A 24748-nucleotide genomic window follows, 5' to 3' on the forward strand; every position below is an offset into this window, starting at 1 on the left:
GCTACCGCGTCTGTTGTTCGAACCTATAGATAAACACCGATCGCTTCGGAAACGGCACGGATCAAGTCTTGGAAGGCGACGTAGAACAACGGTTCGCGGCCGCAAGGGATCGCGACGGTCGCAATCGCTCCCGGCTGGCGAATCGGCAGCAAATCGGTTTCAACCGCGATCTCCGCCATACCGGTCGCCGGCTCCGATTCGGCAGTCAACGCGGCCAACCCAATGTTTTGCAGGCTGCCCGCAAGCGGTTGACTCGGGAACGATCGGAAGATCACCTGGGCATCGACGGGCTGCTGGCTGCCATCGACCGCACGCAAAACGTGATCGATCCGTTCCTGGGGTACCGACGCGCGGACCACCCAACGCCCATCGGGATCGACAACTTGCAACAGTTGCTGGCTGCGACGAACCGGCCGATCGGCCAATTCATGCTGGATCCGCCAACCGATCACCTGTCCCGCCAGACTGGCGCGAAGCGTTAGATCCGTCCGCTGTTGTTGCAGCAGATGCAGCTGGCGCGCAATGCCGTCCCGCTTTTGTTGGACAACTTTAAACTCACCTTCGATCCGCTCGCGCTCTTCGCTCGTCTTGCCCGCCATCGAGATCATCAACGCTTTGAGTTCCCGATCCCGCTGCTGCAAGACGTTTTGTTGTCCCAGACAATCATCGATCTGTTGATCTAATTGCGGATCGATCAATTCCGCCAGAATGTCTCCCGGTTGGACCATGTCCCCGTGCGTGACATGGACCTTGTCGACGACTGCGTCGCGAGGTGCGTAGACGGTTTGCTTGTCCAACGGTTCCAATTTCCCGTCGGCCGATACGACCATCGGCACCGGCAGCATGGCGACCGCCGACAACAACAATGCGATCAGCCCGGCCAGCAAAACCTTCCGTCGCGAGCCCTCGACACGTCCCCCCGCAGTGAACAGTTGCGATTGCAACGAAGCATACGGGATCGCTTCGAATCGGTCGGTGTTGGACCACGCCGACGCGGCGTGAGCGGCAAACGCGAGCCAACGTCGCTGTTGAGTTGGCGAGATCGGCCCGCCCTCCCGTTGCAACAGCAAGACACACGTCGGATGAAGCGGCAGCAGGCCGACGACCGGAATGATGTCAGCCTCTTCATCGATCGATTCGACAGCCCAAACCGGGCCATCGTCGATTTGACGCCGCCGTGCGACATAACCAGCCAGTGCTTTCACGGTTGGCGCATGGCTGTCGAAATCGGGAACTCCACTGATTGTGACAACATGCCAATGGTTGCCATCGCGACGCAGCAAGCTGACGCGATCGACCTCGAATGTCGCCGCCGCGACATCGACGATCGCCGCGGCGGTGTCATCGAACGCGAGCGACCGATGCAAACCGGCAACGTTCTGCCCCAGCCGAATCCAATCTTGTTCGTCCCGACGGACCCGACGCAGCGTTTCCGTTCTCAAAAATTCGCCCGCCAGATCACCCATCTGAGCGGCGAACCGCAGGTAGCCACGCTGCGTTGCGAGCCCGCCACCGGTTGGCATCAAGACCTCCAGCACCGCTTCGCTAAGGCCATCGACCAAGATCGGGACCAACACCGCCAACGAATCGGTCGTATTGGCCGCCGCCGCGCGATCGACCTCCGCCGCCGCTGGCGGGACCAATACCGGTTCGCCTCGCGCCGCGACCTCGGCAACCAATTGGGCGTAGCAGCCGATCGCTTCGGTATCGCCATCGGCGTGGGATGGCTGCCCAACCCGAATCTGTTCCGCCGCCAGTTCGTCGCGAAATTCCCACAAGCTCACCGATTGGGCCGCCGTTGCCCGCTGGACCCGATCTAAGAACGACGGCCAGAAAGTTTTTGCGTCGCGGCAACTGTGGACGAGATCGGACGCCTCCCGCACCAAACGCTGGATCTCGCGTCGGGTTTGATGGACCAAGTCCTCGCTCGATGCGTTGCCGCCGGCGGCAGTCGTTGACTGCGCCGAAAAGCGGAACGGCTCGTTGGGACTAAGGGTTTCCATCGTTTGCGCTAGCTGGCTTGGGATGACAAAGGCCGAACGTTCGCTGACCGGTCGCGTGTCTCGCAACCGTTTGATCGGAACTCGATTCCCAAGGGAAGCGAAATTAAAGCGGTACCGGTCAATCACACCTATCGGCTGATCAGGTGCACGCTAGCAAACCCGAAACCGATCAGCCGCTACAAACTCACGCAGTCTGAGAGTAACCTATGTCTCCGGATGGGGGCCGATCGCCCCCTCGAGAGATGCAATACGGTTCTGAATGCCGTTGCATGTTGGAAACGAATCCCCACGCCCCACCACCTGCAGAGCCCCACGCCATGAAAAATGCTTCGTTGTTCATCCTTCTATTGCTATCCGCCCCATTCGCACATCGAGAGGCCGTTGGGCAGCAGGTTCAAGAGATTCGCTACCACAGTTCCGCAGACGATTCGCAGCAACCGGCGATGTTCTACGCCCCCCAGACCGACACTGCGGTCCCGTTGGTCGTGGTCTTGCACAGTTGGTCGGGAGACTACAAACAACGGCTTCATAAAAAGATCGAAGCTTGGTGCGTACAGCAGGGTTGGGCCTATATCCATCCCAACTTTCGCGGCCCCAATCTCCGTCCCGAGGCGACCGGATCGGAACTTGTCGTCCAGGACATCGTCAGCGCCGTCGATCACGCGAAAATGACGGCAAACATCGATCCGTCGGCTGTCTATTTGATCGGTACTTCCGGCGGCGGATACACTTCGCTGCTGATGGCTGGTCGGCATCCGGAAATCTGGGCGGGCGTGTCGGCTTGGGTTCCGATCTCCGATCTGACGGCGTGGTATCACGAATGCAAGCTTGCCAAGCGAAACTACTTCAACAACATCGTCGCGTCGTGTGGTGGCGTTCCAGGGACAAGTCCCGAGGTCGACGAAGAGTATCGCAAACGATCGCCGCTGACCTATCTAGCCGACGCCAAAGGAGTCCGGTTGTCGATCAACGCGGGGATCCGCGACGGGCATGTGGGAAGCGTCCCGGTCAGCCATTCGTTGTTGGCGTTCAACGAAGTCGCCGAAGCCGCGGATCGATTGTCCGAAGAACAAATCCGCGAATTAGTCCAGACGGCAAAAGTCCCCGCGGATCTGCAAACGGCGATCTCCGATCCAAGCTTCGGCGAGAAGCAGCCGTTGTTCCGCAGGACCTCCGGCAGCGCCACGGTAACCCTCTTCGACGGCGGCCACGAACTTGTCGACAACGCCGCGATCGCCTGGATCAAGCAGACGTATGCCGCGAAGGGCGACTGAGCTTCGGAGACTCGTTAAAAAGCGTCACCGCTTTGCAGCTGGTAGAGCATTCGCCAGATGCGATCGATCTCGCCTCGTTCAATCACTTCGATCGGTTTAAGACCTTCAAAGGCAGCATTGGGTTGATCCATCCAGGGACCGATCGCTTCTTGCTTGACGACATCTTCCAGAGCGGAAATGACGCGTTGCAACTCGGTTAGATTCTTCTGGATCACCGGCGAAGGTGGTTGTCCCGATTCGAGACTGGCAAGGTTTCGAACCGAGGTGGGGACCAGTCTCGCAAAGACCTCCCGACTCATTCCCAGCTTCGAACGGAGCTGGAGCGCGCGTCGACCGCGCGTATCCTCAACGATAGCCAAGCCGCCGGTACGCGAAGTTGCAGTGGAATGATTGTTGGGTGTTTTTTTCGTCATCTCTGAGAACTCCGCCTGTCGAGATCGCCACCTACGGCCCGCGAGCCAACAGTACATTCTACATGCAAATTTGCATGCAGTCAAAGCTCGAGGTCGTTCGCCGAGAGGACCTCGACCAAGCTTGATCCAACCAAATTATCGACGAAGACAACAAGATTTCGCCCCTTTGTTGCCGCAGCGGACGGAACGAGGATCGCCTCCAGGCCGATGGCTGCTGCGGCACTGCCGATCGCTTGCGTCGCGGGCATACGCCCTTTGTCGACGTCGGCCCGCCAATCGACGTGTGTAAATCGGGAGGATCGAAATCGCCCTGCGGCCTGCACGTTGGCAGCGGTTAGGTCGAGAACGAAACTCAACTGGACATGGATTGCCACAAAGATCCGTGGCATCACGGTATGAGCCGCTAAGCCATGATAGCGAGCGGCTGCCAACGTTTCGGCCATCGCAACTTCAGGCGTAAGCGCGCCGTAGGTTGCACGGAGTCCGGGTGGATTCCAACGGCCGCCAAATCGGAAACTCCCTTCCCCCGAAAGGATATCCTTCGATCGGGAATGTCGAATCGAAACCGAGCGATAGATCGGCGCTGCGAACGCGTGAGCAAACTTGGCGAGCCGCTGGATCGAGTCTTGGTCCATCAGCTGCACGGATCCATCAAGCCGGAAACAGAACGAATGAATCGCTTCTGTTTACAACGCGTCAAGATGAAGGGATCGCGCGTGGTGACGTGACTAATCGTTCGCTGGCGGCATTTGCAGGATCGCGTCGGCAAACGCGACTCCCATCAGAGCAAACGTTTTTGCACAGCCGAGGTAATGGTAACCGGCGTTGGAGGCGCCTCGATCCCATAACGCAGCTTCTGCGGGAGTGATCAATTTTGCTTCCATCTCTTTTAAGTACTCTCGCTGCTGCGCTTCGCTCATCGTGCCGTCGGCATTGGCGTGGTTCTTGTTTTTGGTCCGCAACAGATAGCCCATCTGCCGGACTTGATCATGTTTATCCTGAATTGCGGCCAACGGTTCGTCCCAGAATGGCGCCGTCGGTACGGCGGTCACATTGCCGCGGAACTCCGGCAACAGCGAAGGGGCCGCCATCGCTTCGCGGAACTGCAAATTGTCGCGATTCGCCGTGTTACCACCAACTCCCATCACGCCGATCACAAACGGCATCCGCGGTGCGTCGAGGTCTTTGCGAACATCGTGGATGAAATCGGCCATCCAGTCGCTGTATTTGGCGAACCGATTTTCGGAACTCTCTTTTGGCAAGACCGGATAGACGTCCCGGTTGACCATGTCGTTAAAGCCTTGGAACCAGACGAATCCGGCTAGCTCATACCCTTGCTCGGCGTCGTATTCGGGGTAGACGCGTTGGATATCCGCGAGTACCCGATCGACATGTGCGATCATCAATCGGTAATAGTGGCCCGATCCGCTTTCGGGATTGCGATCGCGATCGATATCCTGCTGCGTCCGTTGGTAGACGCCAGCGCTCGGCGGACGGAAGTCGTAATAGAGCGACTTGCCACCCCAGGCCGTTTTGATGATCAGCACCGGTTGATCGAAGGCTTCGTCCATCGTCAGCCCAAAGGTGAACTCGGGCCCGATCTTGCCACCGTCTCGCGCAGGATCTCTCCGCGATCCATACCCAGCCGTCAACTTGCCAAAGCCTTCGCCGTTGTTCGATCCCAGCCCGGTCAGATACGAAATCGCCACGTCGTCGAAAATGCGCGGTGTACCATCGGCATTCCGCATCTTCTGCAACAGCGGTGCGGTCGCAGGATCGTCGCCGATGTAATCAAACGTCTCGACCCTGGCATGCCCCTCCATGTTGGACTGCCCCGCCAGAACAAACACCTTGATTGGCGGCTTCGCCCCATCGCTCCAAACGCTCGTCAGCAACGGCATCAGAAAAAACGCGGCGATCGGTATAACAGTTCTCATGAAAAGCCTGCAGAAGAAAACGAGGGGGGCGACTGGTTGGACACCAACGCGGCCAACGGAAACATGATGCGCCGCCAGATCACAGCAGGTGATGATCTCGCAGAACCGATTCCCCCGAGAGTCAGCAGCGCATCCTACTCAACCGAACGCTTACCAAGCTATCAGAAATACCGGACAGCGCTGCAAAGAAACGGTCCACTCCCCGAACGCCGCCTGCGGGAAAACGCTGGCGGACCGAGGGGATGACTTTTGATGGAGAGAGAAAGAGAGGCGGCCGCTATTTGTCGCGAGCCAGTTCAACGGTGGCCCACAGCGTGGGGTCCTCTTGGCATGGATACTCCGGCCCCAGGGAGAGCGTCTGCCAACCGATCTCTCGATCGACGATCGCGTACCACATGCTGATCCGGGGATATTCGCTGGGGTCAAACCCAGTCAATCCCTTGGTCGGAATCAGGCCACTCATCTCGTAGCCGTGTTTTTTCAGGTTGCTGTAAACCTGCAGCGAATCGGTATCGACGGGCGTCGGCAATTCTCGAGCCCGATGAATGTTAAGCATCCGGGCAACCGGTTGGTCCCGCTTGACGCTGGCACCAATCGGCAGAAAGGCGAACTGATGGCAATAGCGGTTGGCCCGGTGAATCCCAGGCGAATTCCGCGTGTCGATGTATAGATGCAGACCGTCGCTCTCCTCGACTCGCGCCTCGCGACACCAAGGCATCTGCGCCTTGCCGACAACCTCGACACGAAAGCCGATCCCGTTCTCGTTCCACCCCATCCGCAGGTCGGCGTAGTGCGGCCGGCCAGCCAGCGTGCCAAAGGCAGGGATGCGGTACGATTCGTCCAGCCGCACACCGGTCTTGCCCCACTTCAGCGGGGCACGTTTCATCGCGACGGAAAAATCAAAAAGAAAGGTCGGATCAATCAGGGTTGATCCTTTTCCGACAGCGGTCGACATAGATAGATTCCAGCTCAGATTTGGCAGACAAAACCGACGATGCCTCTATTGTCGCAATCGTCGGCAAATCCGCAACCACTGGGATCGCAACGCCAGCGTCGGGGGGCTTGCTTATAACCCGCGGGCTTCGTTCCAGGCGTTCTTTTGATTTTTGACATCCACCGATTCGCTGATCTTCTGCCAATCCGCCTTGGTCTGGGCGAGCGCTTCCTCCGCCGTCATCGATCCATCGAGAGCCTTTAATACCGCGGCGTTCAGCGCCGCCAGATATTCATCGGCGTGGGGAATCCGCAGCGGCGGATGCGCCAAGGTGCTCGAGAGGCTTGTCTGCGCAAGCCGATCGTATTGACCGGTGGCTGCCGATTGCATCCCGCTGCTTTCGATCGAGCCCAGTTCATCCCGAGCGACCGAAACGTGTGGACTGACACGTCGCAGCACAGGATGCCCTTCGGTTGTCATCCAGGTCGCCAGGTTTCGCGCGGCGGATGATTGCCGGCAAGCCGAAGAGATGGCAACGACCAATCCCGATCCCGACAGCAGCGACCGCGGCGGAATCGCCCCGTCGTTGGGATGCCACTTCCCCAAGTAGACCTCCGCCGCGACCGGGGCGTCGAAAATCCGCACCGACGCGTCGTCGCCAGCTTCTACCGATTCGATCGGCCAACCGATCGCAAGCTTCAAATCGCCAGCGACGATCTGCTGCCAAACCTCTTCTGCCGTCAACAGCTTCTCGGGATAGTGCTTTCGCGCATCGACCAACTGTTGCAACGCGCGGACATACGGTGGCTGATCGATCACCGGTTCAAAGCTGTCCCCTTCGAACAACCATGGCGTCACCGCGGCCGCTGCGGCGCGTCGCAGGAAGGCGGTTGCCGCTGCGCCGTCGGCCAACGCTTCGGCCGATTGCGGCTTGTCGCCACCAAGCGTCTCAACGAGCGCACCGTATTGTTCATAGGTCAGCGTCTGGTCCGATTCCACCTCCGCCACGTCATCGCGCACCAACGTCATGGCGACGGGAGATCCGAGCGACAATCCGTAGATCGAATCGCCCCAACGCGTTTGCGTTTCTCGCAACTGAGGCAGGAAGTGCTGGTACTGCAGCGATTCGTCGGCGAGATATTTCTCTGGCAACGAAGTGATCAAGCCGGCTTTGACCGCCGTGCCCAACATCCGCGCCGGCATCACGATCAAGTCGTTGTTGGCTGCCACGTCGGCGAGTTCCTGTTCGCCGATAACGGTCGCCTGCAGCGGTTGCTCGGAAACGCCCTGCCATCCGGTCTCGATCCGGCGGGCAAACTCTTCGGATTCGTAGATCGCCACCCGCAACGGAACTGTCGACGCCGCCTTAGGTTGGCTGTCGGATTCAACCTCCGCAGGCTTGGAATCACATCCCCACAACAACAGGGTCGGCAGCAGGCACAAAACGGAGCAAAGGAATCGCATGAGGACTGGTCTTGGGGTTCGTAAACGAAACGCAAAACGCGACGCGACCCCCGCGGGCCTGTCGCACGGGAAAACGGCAACCTGTCGTGGCAGGTACAACGTACCAAAGCTACGCATTATAGTATCGCTCGGTTCACTGCCGTCGATCGGGCATTACGGGAACCCCAGACAACCTTTCCTCACCCACAGCGGGACAATGTGATGGCTTATTATCTCGGGATCGATGTCGGCACCAGTGGAACGAAATCTTTGTTGATCGATGCGACGGGGAAGGTGCTGGCCGAAGCGGTCGCCGAATATCCGATGCATCAGCCCAAGCCGGGCTGGACCGAACAGGATCCCGAGGATTGGTGGCAGGCGACCGTGGCGACGGTTCGCAAAGTCGTTCGCAAAGCCAAGGCGAAACCGGCCGATGTGCGAGCGATCGGGCTGAGCGGCCAGATGCACGGATCGGTCTTCTTGGACGCAAAAAACAAAGTCGTCCGGCCGGCGCTGCTGTGGAACGATCAACGGACCGTCGCCGAATGCGATGAGATCACTCAGCGTGCCGGCGGTCGCAAAGCGCTCATTAAGATGGTCGCCAATCCCGCGCTGACCGGCTTTACGGCGCCAAAGATCTTGTGGCTGCGAAATAACGAACCGCGGAAATTCGACAAAGTCCGCAAAGTCCTGTTGCCCAAAGACGAGATCCGCCGACGTTTGACAGGCGAATTCGCCGGCGACATGAGCGACGCCAGCGGCACGTTGTTGTTGGACGTGGTGAAACGTCAGTGGAGCAAAAAGCTGCTCTCCAAACTGGAACTCGATCCCGATCTGCTGCCCCCAGTTTTTGAATCCGAACAGGTCACCGGACAACTGACCGCGGCGGTCGCCGAGGAATTGGGACTGAGCACCGATTGCAAAGTTGTCGCCGGAGCGGGGGACTGCGCCGCCGGAGCGATCGGCAACGGGGTCGTCGAGCGCGGCGTCTTGAGCACGTCGATCGGAACCTCGGGCGTGATGTTCGTTCACAGCGACCAACCCGAATACGATGCCGAAGGCCGGCTGCACACCTTCTGCCACGCTGTCCACGGCCAATGGCACATGATGGGCGTGAATCTGACCAGCGGCGGATCGCTGCAATGGTGGATCGACAACGTCGTCCAAGGACTAGCCGGAATTCCGAAAGGGAAACGCTACGAAGCGGCGACGGCCGAAGCGGCCGAGATCGCTGCGGGAAGCGGCGGCTTGAGTTTCTTGCCGTACCTGAACGGCGAGCGAACGCCGCACGCCGATCCCTCGGCGCGCGGAGCCTTCGTCGGACTGAACCTCACCCACACGCGAGCTCACATGACGCGAGCGGTCATGGAAGGGGTCGTCTTTGCGATGCGAGACAGTCTCGAAATCATCCGCTCGCTGAACGTTCCGGTCGATCAAATCCGGGTCAGCGGCGGCGGGTCGAAGAATCCGCTGTGGAAACAGATGCAGGCGGACATCTTTGGCCAGAATGTCGTCACGCTCAACGCGGAACAAGGGCCGGCCTACGGCGTCGCGTTGTTGGCCGCGGTCGGCGACGGGGCTTACGATTCGATCGGCGAAGCTTGCAAAGCGACGATCCAGGTGAAGGAGCAGACCAAGGTCGATCGCAAAGCGGCGTCGGCGATGGACGCCTTGTTCCCCATCTACCAGGATCTCTACGTCGCCTTGAAGGACTCCTTTCAGAAGATCGCATCGTTGCAGTAGATTGAACGTCGACGATCGACGGCGATCGTCAAACGCCCCAATCGCCAACGGATACGATCCGCCAATGCCCCCATCCAGCAGCCACTTCGACGACGCGGGGAACGCGCGGATGGTCGACATCACCGACAAAGCGATCACAGTCCGGACCGCGGTCGCGGAGGTCAGCGTGCGGATGCAGCCCGAAACGCTGCAACAAGTTCGCGAGCGAAGTTTAAAAAAGGGAGACGTGTTGGCCGTCGCGCGGCTGGCGGCGATCAGCGGCAGCAAGCTGACGTCGACGCTGATCCCTCTTTGCCATGCGATTCCAATCGAAGCTGTCGCTGTCGATTTTCAGTTTAAAAATTCGGCGACGCTCGTCTGTCGATCGACGGTGAAAACGACAGCTCGAACCGGCGTCGAGATGGAAGCCCTGACCGCCTGCAGCGTAGCGGCGCTGACCGTTTACGACATGTGCAAATCGATCGACCGCGGGATCGAGATCGACGGCTTAAAACTGATGCACAAGTCGGGCGGAAAAAGCGGCGACTTCGATCGCGACACGCGCGAAGAAAGCCGTTAAGTCGATGTCTTGGATTTGGTTAAGCATTCTGTCGGCCCTCTTCTTGGGACTCTACGAGATCGCAAAGAAATCGGCGGTGCGCGGCAATGCCGTTCCGCCAGTGCTGCTGCTCAGCACATCGACCGCCGCGATTCTGTGGCTGCCGTGGATCGTGCTGTCGCAAGTTGCTCCCGACGCGATCCCTAACGAAGCGTTTCGCGTGACGACGCTTGGTCTGCACGAGCACTTGTATCTGTTTTGCAAATCGGTGCTGGCTGGCACCTCGTGGATCTTTGCCTTCTTTGCGCTGAAGCACCTCCCGTTGTCGATCGCGTCGCCGATCCGAGCGACCAGCCCGTTGTGGACGATTGCGATCGCGACGCTGTGGATGGGCGAAAGGCCCAGCGTGCAGCAGTGGGTTGGCGTGGCGATCGTGCTGGCCGCCTTCTACGCCTTCTCGTTCGTAGGCCTTCGCGAAGGGATCCGCTTCGATCGCAATCGCTGGGTCGGATGCATGGTCGTGGCGACGCTGTTGGGTGCGTTGAGCGCGTTGTACGACAAATATCTGCTGCAGCGCGTCGGATTCGATCCGTCGACGGTGCAGGCTTGGTTTTCGATCTACTTGGTCGCCGTGATGACGCCGCTGTGCCTGTATTGGTGGTTTCGTGAACGAAGGAAATCGCCGTTCCACTGGCGGTGGCAGATCCCCGCGATCGCGATCGGTTTGTTGATCGCCGACTTCTTGTATTTCACCGCGATCGCCCAGCCGGACGCTTTGATTTCGGTGATCTCACCGCTCCGGCGATCCTCGATCTTGATCGCCTTTGCCGCCGGGATCTTGATGTTTGGCGAAGTCAATTGGCGAGCCAAAGCTGTCTGCATCGGCGGGCTACTGGCGGGCGTCTTCCTACTCAGCTGGTGAAACGGCTGGCTCAAGCGAAACTTTTCTGGGCAAAACGCCCCATATGCCCGACAAGATTCACAACGAATTCTTTGCTAGCCGTTTTACGATCTCCCCCGCGTTGCCTAGAATAGACCAACCTCCGCATCCTCGACGAAGTGCGGTTGCGCGAACGATTTCTCACCTCACCTCCCATTCAAAAACATCCTTTCGTGGCGGCGTAGCTTGTTTATGAAGACCCGATCCAATCGAACAAGTGCATCCGGGCGGCGGCGAAACCGGCGTTTGACCCTGGAAAATCTTGCTCGTCGCGAATTGTTGGCAAGCGATTTGGCTGTCTGTTATCTCGATCAGCCCGTCGGCCAGCCGGCCGCTTTGCTTGCCGAAACGGTTGCCGAAGGGGAACCCGCTCGCGATTTGGTCGCGTTTGCGAAACAGTTGACCGAAGCCGGTGCAGTCCTTTACGGCGCTGGTTGGTCGGCGGAGACGACCGAACAATTGGCGGCGTTCGGCGATGGTGCGAGGTACCTGACCTATGTCGAAGCTGCCGACGCGGACCACTTGATCAACCAAGCGGGGCTCGACGCTGCGATCACTCAATTGCCGACCTGGATCTTTCCCGACGAATCGCGAGCGACGGGAGTGTTGACGCCGGACGAAGTCGCAACGTCAGCGGGAATCTTTATTCCCGCCGGAGCCGCACCAAGTTTCTTCCCCATCGACGACCTAACCGTGGGCATCGGTTCCCCGTTGTTTGTGCCGATCGACGGCTACGATCCCAATGGCGATGCGTTGAGCATCACGGTGACCAGTTCGGATCCTAGCTTGTTGCAGGTATCGGTCAATGACACAAACGCCAGCGTTCGTTTTTCAGTCGCCGACTTTGGCGAGATGGTATTCGAGCTGTTCGAGGATCGCGTCCCCGATGCCGCGGGGCGCGTGATCGAACTTGTCGACAGCGGCTTCTACGACGATTTGGACATCCACCGAATCGCGCCGGATCGCTTGATCCAGTTCGGCGACCATGGCGGCACCGGAACGGGAGGTTCCCCGTTGGGGCCGTTGGACGACCAATATCACGCCGATCTGCAATACAATCGCGATGGCGTTTTGGGCTTCGCCAAGGTCGATGACGACAGCGGTGATTCCCAATTGTTTGTCACGGCGGGGGCTCAACGCCGACTCGATTTCCTCTATCCCGTCGTCGGGCAATTAGTTGAAGGACAGAATGTCCGCAATGCGATCAATGCGGTTCCCGTCAACGCTTTTGAATCGGTCGATGCCAGCTATCTCAACGCGTTTGGCCCCGTGACGATCACATCCGCGGAGATTTTCAACGACACCCAAAACCGATTGTTGATGCTGAAGCCGACCGGTGCGGGGACGGGACCGGTGAACGTGGAAGTAACGATCACCGATCCGGAGGGGAACCAGTCGCAACAAACGTTCCTCGTTTCGGTCACCGCCGATGATTTCCAAGCCGACAACAACGCTGCGCCCTTTTTGAATCCGATCGCGCCGCCACATGTCGCTGCCGGCGAACAGCTTGTGTTGCAATTATCGGCAACCGATATCGAAAACGACGCGGTGGCCTTCGACGCCTATCGCTTGGGCGATGTCCCCTACGAATTTGCGATCGATCCACAGACGGGCCAGTTAAGTGTTTCGCCGCCGAGTGGATTTGTCGGCGAACTAGAGATTCTGGTCGGAGTGCGAAGAGCCGAGACACCCGCTGCCGAATCGCCCGATAGCCTTCTAAGCGATTTGCAGCGTTTGGTCGTCTCCGTCGATTCGACAGCTGATTTGATGCTGAACCTCGACACTGCCAGCGACACTGGTGTCAGCAATACCGACAACCTAACATCCGCCACATCGCCATCGTTTACCGTCACCGGAACCGAACCGGGCGCAACGGTTGAATTGATGATCGGCGAAGACGTGATCGGCAGCACCGTTGCCGAGGGAGCAAGCGTTTCATTTGGGGGTGTCGATCTGTCGGGACAAGCTGACGGCGAGGTTTCGCTGCAAGTGCGTCAGACGTTTGATACCGTCGTCACGACGCTTGAATCTCCGCTGGTTATCACTCTGGATCGCATCGTTCCTTCGCAATCGAACCAGGTGCTTAACGCAGGTGCTTTGGCCACGCGGCCGTTTTTGCTGGACATCGATCACGCCGAAGAAGGAAACGGTTTGGTGTACAGCCTGATTACCGCGCCGACAGGCATGACGCTCGATCCCGCAACCGGTCGGCTTCAATGGACACCTGGTTCCACCGATGTCGGAACCCAAGCGGTCGACATCCGCTATACCGACCTGGCGGGGAACACGTTTGATGAAACACTGTCGATCGATGTCGCAGGCACACCGCAAGCGATCTTCCATTTGGGTGCCACCGACATCGCGGGAACTCCGATCGACCAAGTGGTTGTGGGGGATGAATTCCTGATAACCGTTCACGTCGCTGACAACCGCCAGTTCACCTCACGTCACGTTTTTTCCGCTTATCTCGATTTGATTTTTGACTCATCCCACGCAGTCCCGGTCGGTGGCGATGCGATCGAGTTTGGGCCGACGTTTAACTTTTCGATCGACGGATCGATCAGTGGCAACTTGGTCGACGAACTCGGCGGCGTGGCGGACGTCTTCGATATTCGGAACGCTTTGGTGGCGACGATCCGGATGCAAGCTGTCGCCCCCGGTTTGTTCACTGCCGTCGGAAGTGCTCCCGAGGGAATCGGGCACGAGCTGTTGATGGTGGATTCCCCCATCCCGGTCCCTGTCGAAGCAATCGATTTTGGACGTGTGGAGATCGTGGTCGGCAAACAGCCGCAACCGATGCAGGTCGACTTCTCCAGCAGCATCGTCGCCGATCCGGCGCGAGACAACGTATCGAACCTAACGATCACCACCGACACGACGGGACTTGTCGATATCTGGGCCGACTTCAACCGCAACGGCAGCTTCAACGATCCGGGCGAACTGATCGTCAGCGATTTCTCTATCGCCAATCAAACGGCGATGGTGCCATTCACGATCCCTGCGGGGATGCTCCCCGGCGACATCGATGTCGTTTTTGGGATCTCCGCCGATGGAAACCTTTCGCTTTCCGATGGCGATCGATTGAGCGGTATTCCCGTTGTCGATGGCGCGACGGCCAGTCCGTTTGTCGTTCATCTGGACGGACAAACAATCGCTTTCACCGCGTCACCCGACGGCGAATTGTTAGTCGAACAGGATGGCGTTACTCTATTCCGAGCTGCGGGAGCATCGTCGCTGGCATTGGTTCACGGCGACGGGGACAGCCAATGGACGATCGGCGATCTCTCGTCGACGCTGCCCGGTGATGCGGCTCTCGCGATTTCAGCTGGCGGCGGCATCGATACGCTGACCACCGCGGGACTCGACCGCGCGCTCGACCTCTCCGGCAGCGAGCACCTGTTTTCAGGAATCGAAGCGATCGCGATCGAGGATGCCAGCCAATTGACGCTCGATCTCGGCGGCTTTACGAAACTTGGTCCCAACGACGACCGATTGGATATCACGATTCCCGACCTCGATGCACTGCGTCTGCTGGGCCAATGGGAGATCGAATCGACCGAGACTCTCGCCGCCGGCCTGCTCCGCAATTTGATCTCCGGCGATGCCACGATCGGTTTAATGGGTGGTCACTTCTGGACCAACCCATCGGATCCGCTGGACGTCAACGGATCGGGAACTGTCGAACCGATCGACGCGTTAAATATTTTGAATGAGTTGACGCTGCGGCGATTCATCGACCACCAGACCAACGCGTTGCCGGAACTGGCGACACTGACGGCCTTCCCCGGACGCTTCTACGACACGAATCGCGATGGCCGTCTAACGCCAATCGATGCTTTGCGGATTATCAATCGACTTTCGATTATCTCGCTGGCGGGCGAACAATTCAGCCAGCCGACCGATGCGGCTGCCTTTGCCGTTCCACCGACGTTGGCGATTGATCACTCGGGGCGCGACGACGAGGACGACGAACTGGAAGCTCAACAGGTCGACGCCTACTTCTCATGACAGTCTCCCCCAACATGCGATCGGTCGCGGCAACCGATCGATCGATTGAAGCGGCATGTGAGTATCTAGCCGCAGGCGAACTCGTCGGCGTGCCGACGGAGACTGTCTATGGATTGGCGGCCAACGCGTTGGACGAATCGGCGGTTCGCAAGATCTTCGCCGCCAAGGGGCGTCCAGACAACAATCCGTTAATCGTCCATCTGCCCGATGTCGCGGCGATGCGACAAGTCGTCCGCTGGCCCTTGGATCCGGTCGTGATGGATCAATTCGAAGCGATCGCCGACCTCTGGCCAGGGCCGCTGACGATTGTGCTGCCCCGATCCGAACGCTTGCCCGACGCGGTCACTGCGGGGCAAGCGACCGTGGCGGTTCGGATCCCCAGTCATCCCGTGATGCAACAATTGCTTCGGCGCAGCGGGCTGCCGCTGGCGGCTCCCAGTGCGAACCGATCGAAATACGTCAGCCCCACGACGGCGCAACATGTTGTCGATGGATTGGGCGATCGCGTCTCGATGGTATTGGATGGCGGAGCTTGCACGATTGGATTGGAATCGACGATCGTGGCATTGGGGGAACAACCGCGGTTGCTGCGGCCGGGGGCGATCACGGCGGAGACGCTTGCCACGCGATGGAACATTCCCGTCGAATCGCTGCTGCCGGTCGACCAGCGTCCCGTCGTCTTGGAGGCGCCTGGCATGATGCTTCAGCACTATTCGCCTCGAACGCCGCTGTTGTTTGCCGATCCATCCGCCTCGGTTCCCGCTGGCCGCGTGGGGCGGATCGCATTTGAGCCGCTGTCGCCCGAAGAAAGTAAAACCTTTGCCGTCGTCCGAGTGCTCAGCGACACGGGGGATTTGAATCGCGTCGGCCAACACTTGTTTGCCGCGATGCGGGAACTCGACGCGATGGGGCTCGATGCGATCGTGACCGATACCTGTGCGGCTGAAGGAGTCGGCCGCGCGATCATGGATCGACTGAAACGGGCCGCCTGTCGCGAATAACCTCCGCCACCGGTTTGCATTAGAATATCGGCGAGGGCTCTGCTATTTATGGTTCAACGACGCGACAAGACGACGATCGATTACATCGTGATCGCACTCAACCCTGCGTTGATCGTGACGATGATCGCCAGCCTCGTTTACTTCCTCACGCTGTGCATGTATCGCGGCGATTTTATTGCCCGGATCAACTACATCCTGTTCCTGTTTATCGTGGCAGCCGTCGGGATCGCGCGGATCGCGATCGAAGAGGGACGCGGCCGAGCGATGGCGTTTGCGTTGGGTCTGGGAGCCGCGACGCTGCTGTCGACGATGCGTTTCGTCGGCGAAGGGATGCTGATGGTCGTGGGCCTGCTGACCGTGATCTGGTACCTGGCCGATCGAATCACGATCGATTGCACGTTGATCGACGAACAATCCGATGCCAGCGGCGAGGGGCTGATGCAGGGCGGTCTGTTCGGTGGTGCCGCCAAACAGGAGAGCGACGTCTCGTTGGATGGCACGACACAAAGCTTGACCGATCGCCGCGATAACGATCAAGCCGCCACCGGCACCAACGATCCGCAGCGGCCCCGCGGAAAGAAGCGTGGCCACCGACCGGGGATGTGGATTTTGTACCTAGCGTTCGCCGCGATCCCACTGTACGGACTTGGCCAAGTTCTGTTGCCCGGCGACACCGCAACGCGCGATTCAGCGTTGAGAAGCTTGGCGATCTATCTTGCCAGCTCGCTCTTGCTGTTGGTCACAACCAGCTTCTTGGGGATGCGTCGCTATCTGCGGCAGCGTGGAGTCGACATGCCGGCCGGCATCAGCATCCGCTGGCTAGGATTTGGAGCCGCCTTGGTCGCCGGCCTGCTGATGCTCTGCTTCCTACTGCCTAAACCCGGCCAACTGCTGGCATCCCTGGAACTCCCCTCCTCGGTCAGCTCGCCCGAAGGACTGCAATCGAACAAGCAGGGCTGGGGCGACGAAGGAGTCGAGAAGGGAAAGCCGGAAAATGCAAGAGGAGGCGAAGGAGAGCAGGGTAGCGGCGGCGAGAAGCCTGGCGGTGACAAGTCCGGCGGCGAGAAGTCCGGTGGCGAGAAGTCCGGTGGCGAGAAGTCCGGTGGCGAGAAGTCCGGTGGCGAGAAGTCCGGTGGTGAGAAGTCCGGCGGTGAGAAGTCCGGCGGTGAGAAGTCCGGCGGTGAGAAGTCCGGTGGCGAGAAGTCCGGCGGTGAGAAGTCCGGTGGCGAGAAGTCCGGTGGCGAGAAGTCCGGTGGCGAGAAGTCCGGTGGCGAGAAGTCCGGTGGCGAGAAGTCCGGTGGTGAGAAGTCCGGTGGTGAGAAGTCTGGCGGTGAGAAAACTGATGACGAGAAGTCGGAATCCGGCGGCGAGTCGGCCGACGATTCGAAGGCGGCTTCCGATGGCAGCGATCCGAAATCGGAATCGGACGCTGGCGAGCCTCGCGATCAGCAAGGGAACTCCGCTTCGGAACCTCCTCCCCCGCCGCCAAGCGAGGGTTGGAAGATGCCCGACATTTTGTCGAAGCTCTCGGGCCTGTTGCGTTTCCTCATCTTCGCCCTCCTGGCCGGGATCGTCGCCTTTTACGCAATGCGTCACTGGGACGAGATCGTCGGCTGGCTGCGGGAACTATTTGGCGGCTGGGGAGGAAACGGTGCGGTCGAACCACCAGTGGAAGCGGCAAGGACGATTGTCCCTCCGGCTCCGCCACGTCCCTTTTCGGCTTATGCCAACCCGTTGGACGATGCCTCGATCTCGATGGAGCGAGCCGTTGTGGTCTCCTTCAATGCGTTAAACGCTTGGGCTCGAGAGCACGATTGTCCGCGCCCCGAACAGTTGACTCCGACCGAGTTCACGCAGTTGTTAGGAGGGCGTTTCCCGGAACAAGCCCGCAACATCATGCTGACGGCAGAGATGTACAACGTGGTCGTCTACGGGAATCGGAACGTCAACCCGGCGCATCGCAAGACGCTGCAATCGCTCTGGTCGTTCATGCAGCAACCGGCGTCACGCCCGGCCGCGCGGTCCGGCCCTCCAAAAGTTAACCGATAATTAACCTGCGATCCGACTCGAAAAAGCCCCGTCCCACACGGCGCCGGCCGCCAAACGGTTCCGAAAGCCCCAAGTGTTCCTTCGCGAACCGTTTGGCTACATTAGAAAGACAAACGTCCTGCCGAAGTCGCGTTGGCGGAGCCGGTGGGACTCCTGGTGATTTTCAAGATCGCCGCCGGACCAACAGTCGTGGGAACGTGATGAATCAACAATCGAGAGCCGGAAGCAAGTAGGGTTGCAATCTTGGATATGCTGCGTGCGCTGTGGAAGGCATTGTTGATTGCTGGGCTGATCGGTTTGCTGCTGGGCGGAGTCACGATCGCATCGGTACCGCTGGAGTATCGCAGCCAGCTGGCAATCCGCTTTGCTGTCGCTTATGGCGTGATCGCTACCTTGGTTTCGATCTGGCTGGTTCAGCGGTCGACGCGGCACACGAAGGCCGAAAGCGAACTGATGTGGTGGGCCAACGACTTGGCCAACGGAGACTTGGCGTCGCGTGTGCGGACTCCCATGTTCAGCGGCGAACAAGCTCAACTGCTGCAACACCTCAATCGACTGCAAGAGTCGACGCGCGGCCAGATCGAACAATTGCAAGCCGATCGCCGCCGCAGTTTTATGGTGTTGGCTCACATGGTCGAAGGGATCGTCGCGATCGACGACGAACGCCGTGTTCTGCTGGTCAACGAAGCCGCTTGCCGTTTCTTGAAACTGAACAAAGAAACCACCGTCGGCCGCAAGTTGTTGGAAGTGATCCGGGTGCCGGAAGTCACCAATCTGGTCAACCAGACATTAAGCACCAACGAAGATTCCGAGGTCGAACTTCAATCGACCGACATGCGACAACTGTTGGTCAAATCGAGCACATTGCCATCGGAATCGCGGCGTGGTGTCCTGTTGACGATTCACGACCAAACGCAGCTCAAGCAGCTCGAAGCGATGCGGCGCGAGTTCGTCGCCAACGTATCGCATGAACTGAAGACTCCTTTGGCGGCGGTAAAAGGTTACGCCGAGACGTTGCAATTAGGTGCGATCGACGACAAAGAAATCGCGCCTCATTTCGTCGACCAAATCCTCTCGCAAGCCGATCGACTGGAACGCTTGATCGCCGACATGATGCATCTGGCCCGAGCTCAAGACCGCTCGCAACCCGCCGCCCCCGTCGACGTGCTGGTCTTCCCGGTGATCCAGGAATGCTGCGAAACCTACCAACCGGTCGCCGCCCAGAAGGAGATCGAACTGATTTTGGAACCGTTCGATGAAGCGTGCACGATCTTGGGCGAACGCGAAGCGCTGCTAACGGTCGTCAACAATTTGGTCGGCAACGCCCTGCGATACACTCAGGTTGGTGGTCACGTTCGCGTCAGCTGTCAGCCCGAAGAGGAACAGGTTTCGATCGCGGTGACCGATGATGGCCTGGGAATTCCCCACGAGGATCAGGAACGGATTTTCGAGCGGTTCTATCGCGTCGAAAAAGCTCGCGACCAGCAATACGGCGGCACCGGGCTCGGATTGGCGATCGTCAAGAACATCGTTCAGTCGTTTGGCGGTTCGATGCGGCTGCAAAGCAAACCGGGAAAAGGTTCGACTTTCGAAGCCGTCCTCCCCTGCTCCCCCGCGGCCGTCTCGTTGCAGACCGCGAAGTCCGGCTAAGCCTGCTCAATTCGCGACAAACGACTTCTATGTTGAATCAGGCGACGTTATCATCTTGTGAAGAGAGGACCTCACGCCCCTTGTGAGGATCCAATTCAACGAAGATTATCTGCTTGGAGACTGTCGATGCGCTCGCGTTTTACTACCGGTGGCTTGTGCTTTCTATTGGGGCTGTGCTGTTCATTGTCGACAGCAAACGAGACGCCCGACCTGCCGGTGCTGGGCAAACGCGACGGGGCCAAACCTCGCAATGTCGTATTCATCTTGACCGACGACCATCGCTACGACGCGATGGGTTTCATGGGGCATCCGTTTCTCGAGACGCCGCACCTGGATTCGATTGCATCCCAAGGCGTCCATCTAAAAAATGCGTTTGTGACGACCTCGCTGTGCTCCCCCAGCCGAGCTTCGATCCTGACCGGCTTGTACACGCACAAGCATCGCGTGATCGACAACAACCGAACCGTCCCGGCGGGAACTCGATTCTTTCCGCAATATCTACAGCAAGCCGATTATTCGACAGCCTTTGTCGGCAAGTGGCACATGGGTGGCGAACACGATGATCCGCGACCAGGTTTCGATCATTGGATCAGCTTTCGCGGTCAAGGAAACTACCTGGCTCCCAACCCCAAATACACGCTGAACGTCAACGGCAAACGGGTCAAACAGAAAGGCTACATCACCGACGAACTTACCGATTACGCAATCGATTGGCTGAAGCAACAACAGGGTTCCGAACAGCCCTTCTTTTTGTATCTGTCGCATAAAGCAGTCCATTCGAACTTCACTCCCGCGGAACGACATGCCGGGCGATATGCTGATGCAGACCTGAGTTTCTTGCCGCGAGGAAAAGAGATTTCGGCGGCGAACAACGCGCCGCGTTGGGTCCGCGATCAACGCAACAGCTGGCACGGAATCGACTTCTCCTACCACAGCGACAACGGATTGGACTACCTGTACCGCCGTTATTGCGAATCGGTCCTGGCAGTCGACGACAGCGTCGGCCGCGTTATGGACCAACTGAAGGCGATGGGACTGTACGACTCAACGCTGGTGATCTACATGGGGGACAACGGTTTCATGTGGGGCGAACACGGCTTGATCGACAAACGCGTCGCCTATGAAGAATCGATCCGCGTCCCGATGGTGATGCAATGTCCCGATCTCTATGAAGGTGGGAAGGTCGTCGATTCGGTGATCGGCAACATCGATGTCGGGCCGACGATCCTGCATGCCGCCGGACTGGAGACGCCGGAATACATGGACGGCCAGAGTTTCCTCGAACTGCCGAACAAGCCCGAGATGGATTGGCGAAAGTACTTCTTGTACGTCTACTACTGGGAAAAGAACTTTCCCCAATCGCCGACTCAATTTGCGTTGCGGGGCGACCAATACAAATACATCACCTATTACGGATTGTGGGATGTCGACGAACTGTACGACCTGAAAGCCGATCCGGGAGAAACCAAGAACCTGATCAACGATCCCGCGATGCGATCGGTCGCCAAGGCGATGGAGAATCGCTTGTATGAGATGCTGGGCGATGCTGGCGGAATGGACATCCCGATGAACCAGCCGCGTGGCCGTTCGCAAAACAAACGCTGGGCGGAACGGGGCGGAAACGACGCAGCCGATTTCCCCGCAGCGATCGTCGTCGATCAGCCGCTCAATCGCGAAGCGAAGTGATCCGCGTGAAGCGTTAATACGGGACACGTCCCAATGAACTTCATGCTGCGGCGCCGCACTACGGCGTCGCTTTCTTTTGCGCCGCACGCGTCGGCGCCACCGCCCATTCTCATGTTGCGTTTTTCCGACACACGTCCCGCAAAGGCATCGTGTCGGGCTGTTCTTTGGCAACACGGGCCCGACGGCGAGCCGCAGAAACCGAGGTTTGATGGGTAAAAATCATGGTGGGGCTAACTTTGGCCCCCCTTTTGCTTACCGAGTCCGACACCGCGGAGGTCGCTTGATCGCGACCGCACGCCAACACTACTTCGGACACAGGCTAAGCTTCACGATGCAAAAATCTCCAACCGCCACGGCGAAACAGCGCTCATGGATCGAACGTGCGGTCGCGCTGCTCCCTCGATCCACCCGACCCGGCAAACACGATAGCCTCGCTGCCGACCAACACGGCTTTTGCGTCGAGACGATGGAACCACTGATCGTGCTCTCGGCCAGCAGCCTCTGCGGGGCATCGATTTCCGAATTGGTTCACCCCGCCGAACCGCCGAGCCACGACTGCCAACCGGTTGCGGAAGTTGCGGACTGCAAACCAAGCGCTGCCAGTTGCGACGTGGACCTTTCACCGTGCAACCCGACTGAATCAACAGACAGTCCCAACGTCACGCACGACGATCTATTTGATCCGCTGCCGCCGCACGCAAGCGAAGACCAAACGCCGCGCGACGATCACGCCCCCGGCAGCAAGCTGGCAAGCCGGTTAGTGCAAGATATCGAAGCGCTGCTGCGAGATTTCAAACATGAGCTGAGCGACTCGGGGACCACAAACAACATCCAACTGGTCCTGGCGCCAACGATCAACATCAATGGCGACAACAACCAATTTACGCTCAACCTAACCGTTGACCTTTCGGGCGTGCAGATAACGCAAACCGATGGCCAGTATGGCAACCCGGCGATGCCAACAACTCCATCGGATCCCCCGATCGTCGATGATCCGATCGTCGACTTCCACGATGACTTCCGCACGATCGATGGAACTCAGAACAACCTGCATCACGACAGTGGCTTTGGAGCGACAGGCAGCCAACTGCTTCGGCTCGCCCCGGCCGACTACGGCGACGACTACAACACACCTGCCGGATCGGATCGTCCCAGCGTACGAACGATCAGCAATCTGGTGAACGACCAGGTGACGGATCTGCCCAACGATCGTGACATCACCGACTTCCTGTGGGTCTGGGGCCAGTTCATCGATCACGACATCGACCTGAGCGAAGCGGACTCGGGGGAATCGTTCCCGATTGCGATCCCGCAAGGCGATCCGTTTTTTGATCCCTATGGCACCGGCACCGCACAGATGCCTTTCGATCGTTCGGGATATGACCTGGATGCCGATGGCGTACGGCAGCAATACAATTCGTTAACGTCGTACATCGATGCGTCGCAGATCTACGGTTCCGATGCGGAAACCGAGACGCGGCTGCGAAGCTTTGCGGGAGGTCAATTGACCATGCCCGACCAGTTGCTGCCGATGGAAACCGACGAGCATGGCCAGCTGGGGTTCTATTCAGGCGATGTCCGCGTCGGTGAGAACATCGCATTGACCTCGATGCATACATTGTTCTCACGTGAACACAACCGGATCGCTGCGGAACTGGCGGCCACCGAATATCAAGGTCGCGATCTGAGTGACACTGCGGTCGACGAAGAGATCTTTCAACGAGCCCGTGCGATCGTTGGGGCTGAATTGCAACACATCACCTACAACGAATTCCTCCCCACGCTGCTTGGCGAAAACGCCTTAGACGCCTACGCGGGCTACGACGCGATGGTCGATCCATCGATCGCCACCGAGTTCTCGACTGCCGCGTTCCGGTTTGGGCACACGACACTATCGCCGGAACTGCTGCGTTTGGATCCGGACGGCAATGAGATCGCCGCGGGGAACGTCTCTCTGCGAGACGCATTCTTCTCTGCCGACACGCTGTTGGAAAGCGGCATCGCCCCCATCCTGCAAGGCGCCGCGGCTCAGGTAAGCCAGACGATCGATCCGTATGTGATCGACGACGTCCGCAACTTCCTTTTCGGTGAACCCGGGCAAGGAGGCATGGACTTGGCTTCGCTCAATATCCAACGCGGGCGCGATCACGGGCTGTCCAGTTACAACGACACCCGGGAAGCGCTGGGGCTAGGACGGATCGACTGTTTCGAACAGATCAGCAGCGACGCCGAAGTAGTCACCCGACTGCAATCGGCTTACGAAAGTGTCGACCACATCGATCTATGGGTTGGTGGACTGTCGGAAGATCATGTCGCCGACGGGAACCTCGGCGAGACCTTCCACACCATCATCGTCGACCAATTCGAACGCTTACGTGACGGCGATCGTTATTGGTATGAAAACGCTTTGTCGGCCACCGATCTGGGCATGGTGAAAGATACTCAACTTAGCGATATCATCCGCCGCAACACCACGGCCGACACGGTGCAGGACAACGTCTTCGTGTTGCCCGCCAGCGGTACCACGTACGCGTAGCGCACCACCGTCGGCGGTGCTAGCGAACAACAAAAAAAGCCAGGCGAACCGCTGATGTTCGCCTGGCTTGATGAATTTTAAGTGTTCGAAATCGAACTCTTCGGCATCGTGTTACTTGTGAACCGAATGGCACGCTTTGCAGTTTGCAGCCTTCTTCAACATCCCCGCTGCGTTTGCGTCGCCATCGACGGCAGCCTTGGAAGCTTTGACCAACGCTTCGGTCTTGGTCTTCCAACTCTCCGCATCACCCTTCTTGGGTGTTGCCTTCGCCATCGCAACCATCATCTCGTGCAACTTGGCTTTCTCTTCGTCGGATGCTTCACCGCCGGCAACCTTTTTGATTAAAGGACCTTTAAAGCAGGTCTTCATGCATTCCTTGATCGAATGCTTCGGCTCGCCCTCGTCGGCGATCGCCGACAACGACAAGACCGCACTGATTCCAACAAGTCCCAAAACGGCAATCATTCGCATGTTTTCTTCTCCAGGTTCGACCGGCAAGGATTATCTAAGCTAGCGAGCATTTTAATAGCCAACGGGGGGTAGCGGAATCAAGCCCTGATCAAATTTCGAGAAAGCTGAAGGCAGCCCCCCCG

The 24748-nt window shown here is 58.7% G+C and carries 17 protein-coding genes; 10 read left to right on the forward strand and 7 right to left on the reverse strand.

The features are described 5' to 3' along the window. Window positions 1-23: 23 nt before the first annotated feature. The gene (locus tag EC9_RS17905) at window positions 24-2003 is read right to left on the reverse strand and encodes an HlyD family efflux transporter periplasmic adaptor subunit (RefSeq protein ID WP_145347334.1); all 1980 of its coding nucleotides are present in this window, start codon (window positions 2001-2003) and stop codon (window positions 24-26) included. Window positions 2004-2320: 317 nt separating this feature from the next. On the opposite strand from EC9_RS17905, the gene EC9_RS17910 reads away from it, so the two are divergent. Further along, window positions 2321-3277, forward strand: a complete 957-nt coding sequence (locus EC9_RS17910) for an alpha/beta hydrolase family protein (protein WP_218934236.1) — start codon at window positions 2321-2323, stop codon at window positions 3275-3277. Between the two features lie 14 nt (window positions 3278-3291). Here EC9_RS17910 and EC9_RS26610 read toward each other — a convergent pair whose 3' ends face one another. From EC9_RS26610 to EC9_RS17935, 5 genes are all read right to left on the reverse strand, one after another. Then, window positions 3292-3576: an antitoxin Xre/MbcA/ParS toxin-binding domain-containing protein gene (locus tag EC9_RS26610; protein ID WP_218934237.1), complete on the reverse strand. Its 285-nt coding sequence runs from the start codon at window positions 3574-3576 to the stop codon at window positions 3292-3294. Between the two features lie 194 nt (window positions 3577-3770). Next, entirely contained in the window at window positions 3771-4325 is a 555-nt protein-coding gene (locus tag EC9_RS17920; protein ID WP_145347338.1) for an RES family NAD+ phosphorylase, read from the reverse strand. 93 nt (window positions 4326-4418) lie between these two features. Further along, entirely contained in the window at window positions 4419-5627 is a 1209-nt protein-coding gene (locus EC9_RS17925; protein WP_145347339.1) for a sialate O-acetylesterase, read from the reverse strand. Between the two features lie 277 nt (window positions 5628-5904). Further along, window positions 5905-6513 (reverse strand): DOMON domain-containing protein, encoded by a 609-nt coding sequence (locus tag EC9_RS17930; protein WP_246105757.1) that lies wholly within the window; start codon window positions 6511-6513, stop codon window positions 5905-5907. 180 nt (window positions 6514-6693) lie between these two features. Beyond that, the gene (locus EC9_RS17935; protein WP_145347341.1) at window positions 6694-8025 is read right to left on the reverse strand and encodes a type 2 periplasmic-binding domain-containing protein; all 1332 of its coding nucleotides are present in this window, start codon (window positions 8023-8025) and stop codon (window positions 6694-6696) included. Between the two features lie 201 nt (window positions 8026-8226). Between EC9_RS17935 and xylB the strand changes: the two genes are divergently transcribed. The 9 genes from xylB (at window position 8227) to EC9_RS17980 (ending at window position 24155) form a co-directional block, all read left to right on the forward strand. Continuing rightward, window positions 8227-9747: a xylulokinase gene (gene xylB, locus EC9_RS17940; RefSeq protein ID WP_145347343.1), complete on the forward strand. Its 1521-nt coding sequence runs from the start codon at window positions 8227-8229 to the stop codon at window positions 9745-9747. Window positions 9748-9811: 64 nt separating this feature from the next. Next, a complete protein-coding gene (moaC, locus tag EC9_RS17945; RefSeq protein WP_145347345.1) occupies window positions 9812-10306 on the forward strand; it encodes a cyclic pyranopterin monophosphate synthase MoaC in 495 nt (164 codons plus the stop codon). A gap of 4 nt (window positions 10307-10310) precedes the next feature. Continuing rightward, the gene (locus EC9_RS17950; RefSeq protein ID WP_145347347.1) at window positions 10311-11207 is read left to right on the forward strand and encodes a DMT family transporter; all 897 of its coding nucleotides are present in this window, start codon (window positions 10311-10313) and stop codon (window positions 11205-11207) included. 264 nt (window positions 11208-11471) lie between these two features. Beyond that, on the forward strand, window positions 11472-15233 hold the full coding sequence (locus tag EC9_RS17955) for a peptidylprolyl isomerase (protein ID WP_218934238.1): 3762 nt from the start codon (window positions 11472-11474) through the stop codon (window positions 15231-15233). Next, window positions 15230-16234, forward strand: a complete 1005-nt coding sequence (locus tag EC9_RS17960) for an L-threonylcarbamoyladenylate synthase (RefSeq protein WP_218934239.1) — start codon at window positions 15230-15232, stop codon at window positions 16232-16234. The genes EC9_RS17955 and EC9_RS17960 overlap by 4 nt, the downstream gene beginning before the upstream one ends. 48 nt (window positions 16235-16282) lie before the next feature. Then, a complete protein-coding gene (locus EC9_RS17965) occupies window positions 16283-18283 on the forward strand; it encodes a DUF4129 domain-containing protein (protein WP_145347351.1) in 2001 nt (666 codons plus the stop codon). A gap of 249 nt (window positions 18284-18532) precedes the next feature. After that, window positions 18533-19933, forward strand: a complete 1401-nt coding sequence (locus EC9_RS17970; RefSeq protein ID WP_246106146.1) for a sensor histidine kinase — start codon at window positions 18533-18535, stop codon at window positions 19931-19933. A 126-nt stretch (window positions 19934-20059) separates the two neighbouring features. Beyond that, window positions 20060-21619: a sulfatase family protein gene (locus tag EC9_RS17975; RefSeq protein ID WP_145347354.1), complete on the forward strand. Its 1560-nt coding sequence runs from the start codon at window positions 20060-20062 to the stop codon at window positions 21617-21619. A 331-nt stretch (window positions 21620-21950) separates the two neighbouring features. Beyond that, window positions 21951-24155, forward strand: coding sequence for a peroxidase family protein (locus EC9_RS17980; RefSeq protein ID WP_218934240.1), 2205 nt, complete (start codon window positions 21951-21953; stop codon window positions 24153-24155). 111 nt (window positions 24156-24266) lie between these two features. Here EC9_RS17980 and EC9_RS17985 read toward each other — a convergent pair whose 3' ends face one another. Then, window positions 24267-24626 carry a hypothetical protein gene (locus tag EC9_RS17985; RefSeq protein WP_145347358.1) on the reverse strand — a complete coding sequence of 120 codons (360 nt, stop codon included), beginning with the start codon at window positions 24624-24626 and terminating at the stop codon, window positions 24267-24269. Window positions 24627-24748 lie beyond the last annotated feature (122 nt).

Source organism: Rosistilla ulvae, from assembly GCF_007741475.1.
In the GTDB taxonomy this organism is placed as follows: Bacteria; Planctomycetota; Planctomycetia; order Pirellulales; family Pirellulaceae; genus Rosistilla; species Rosistilla ulvae.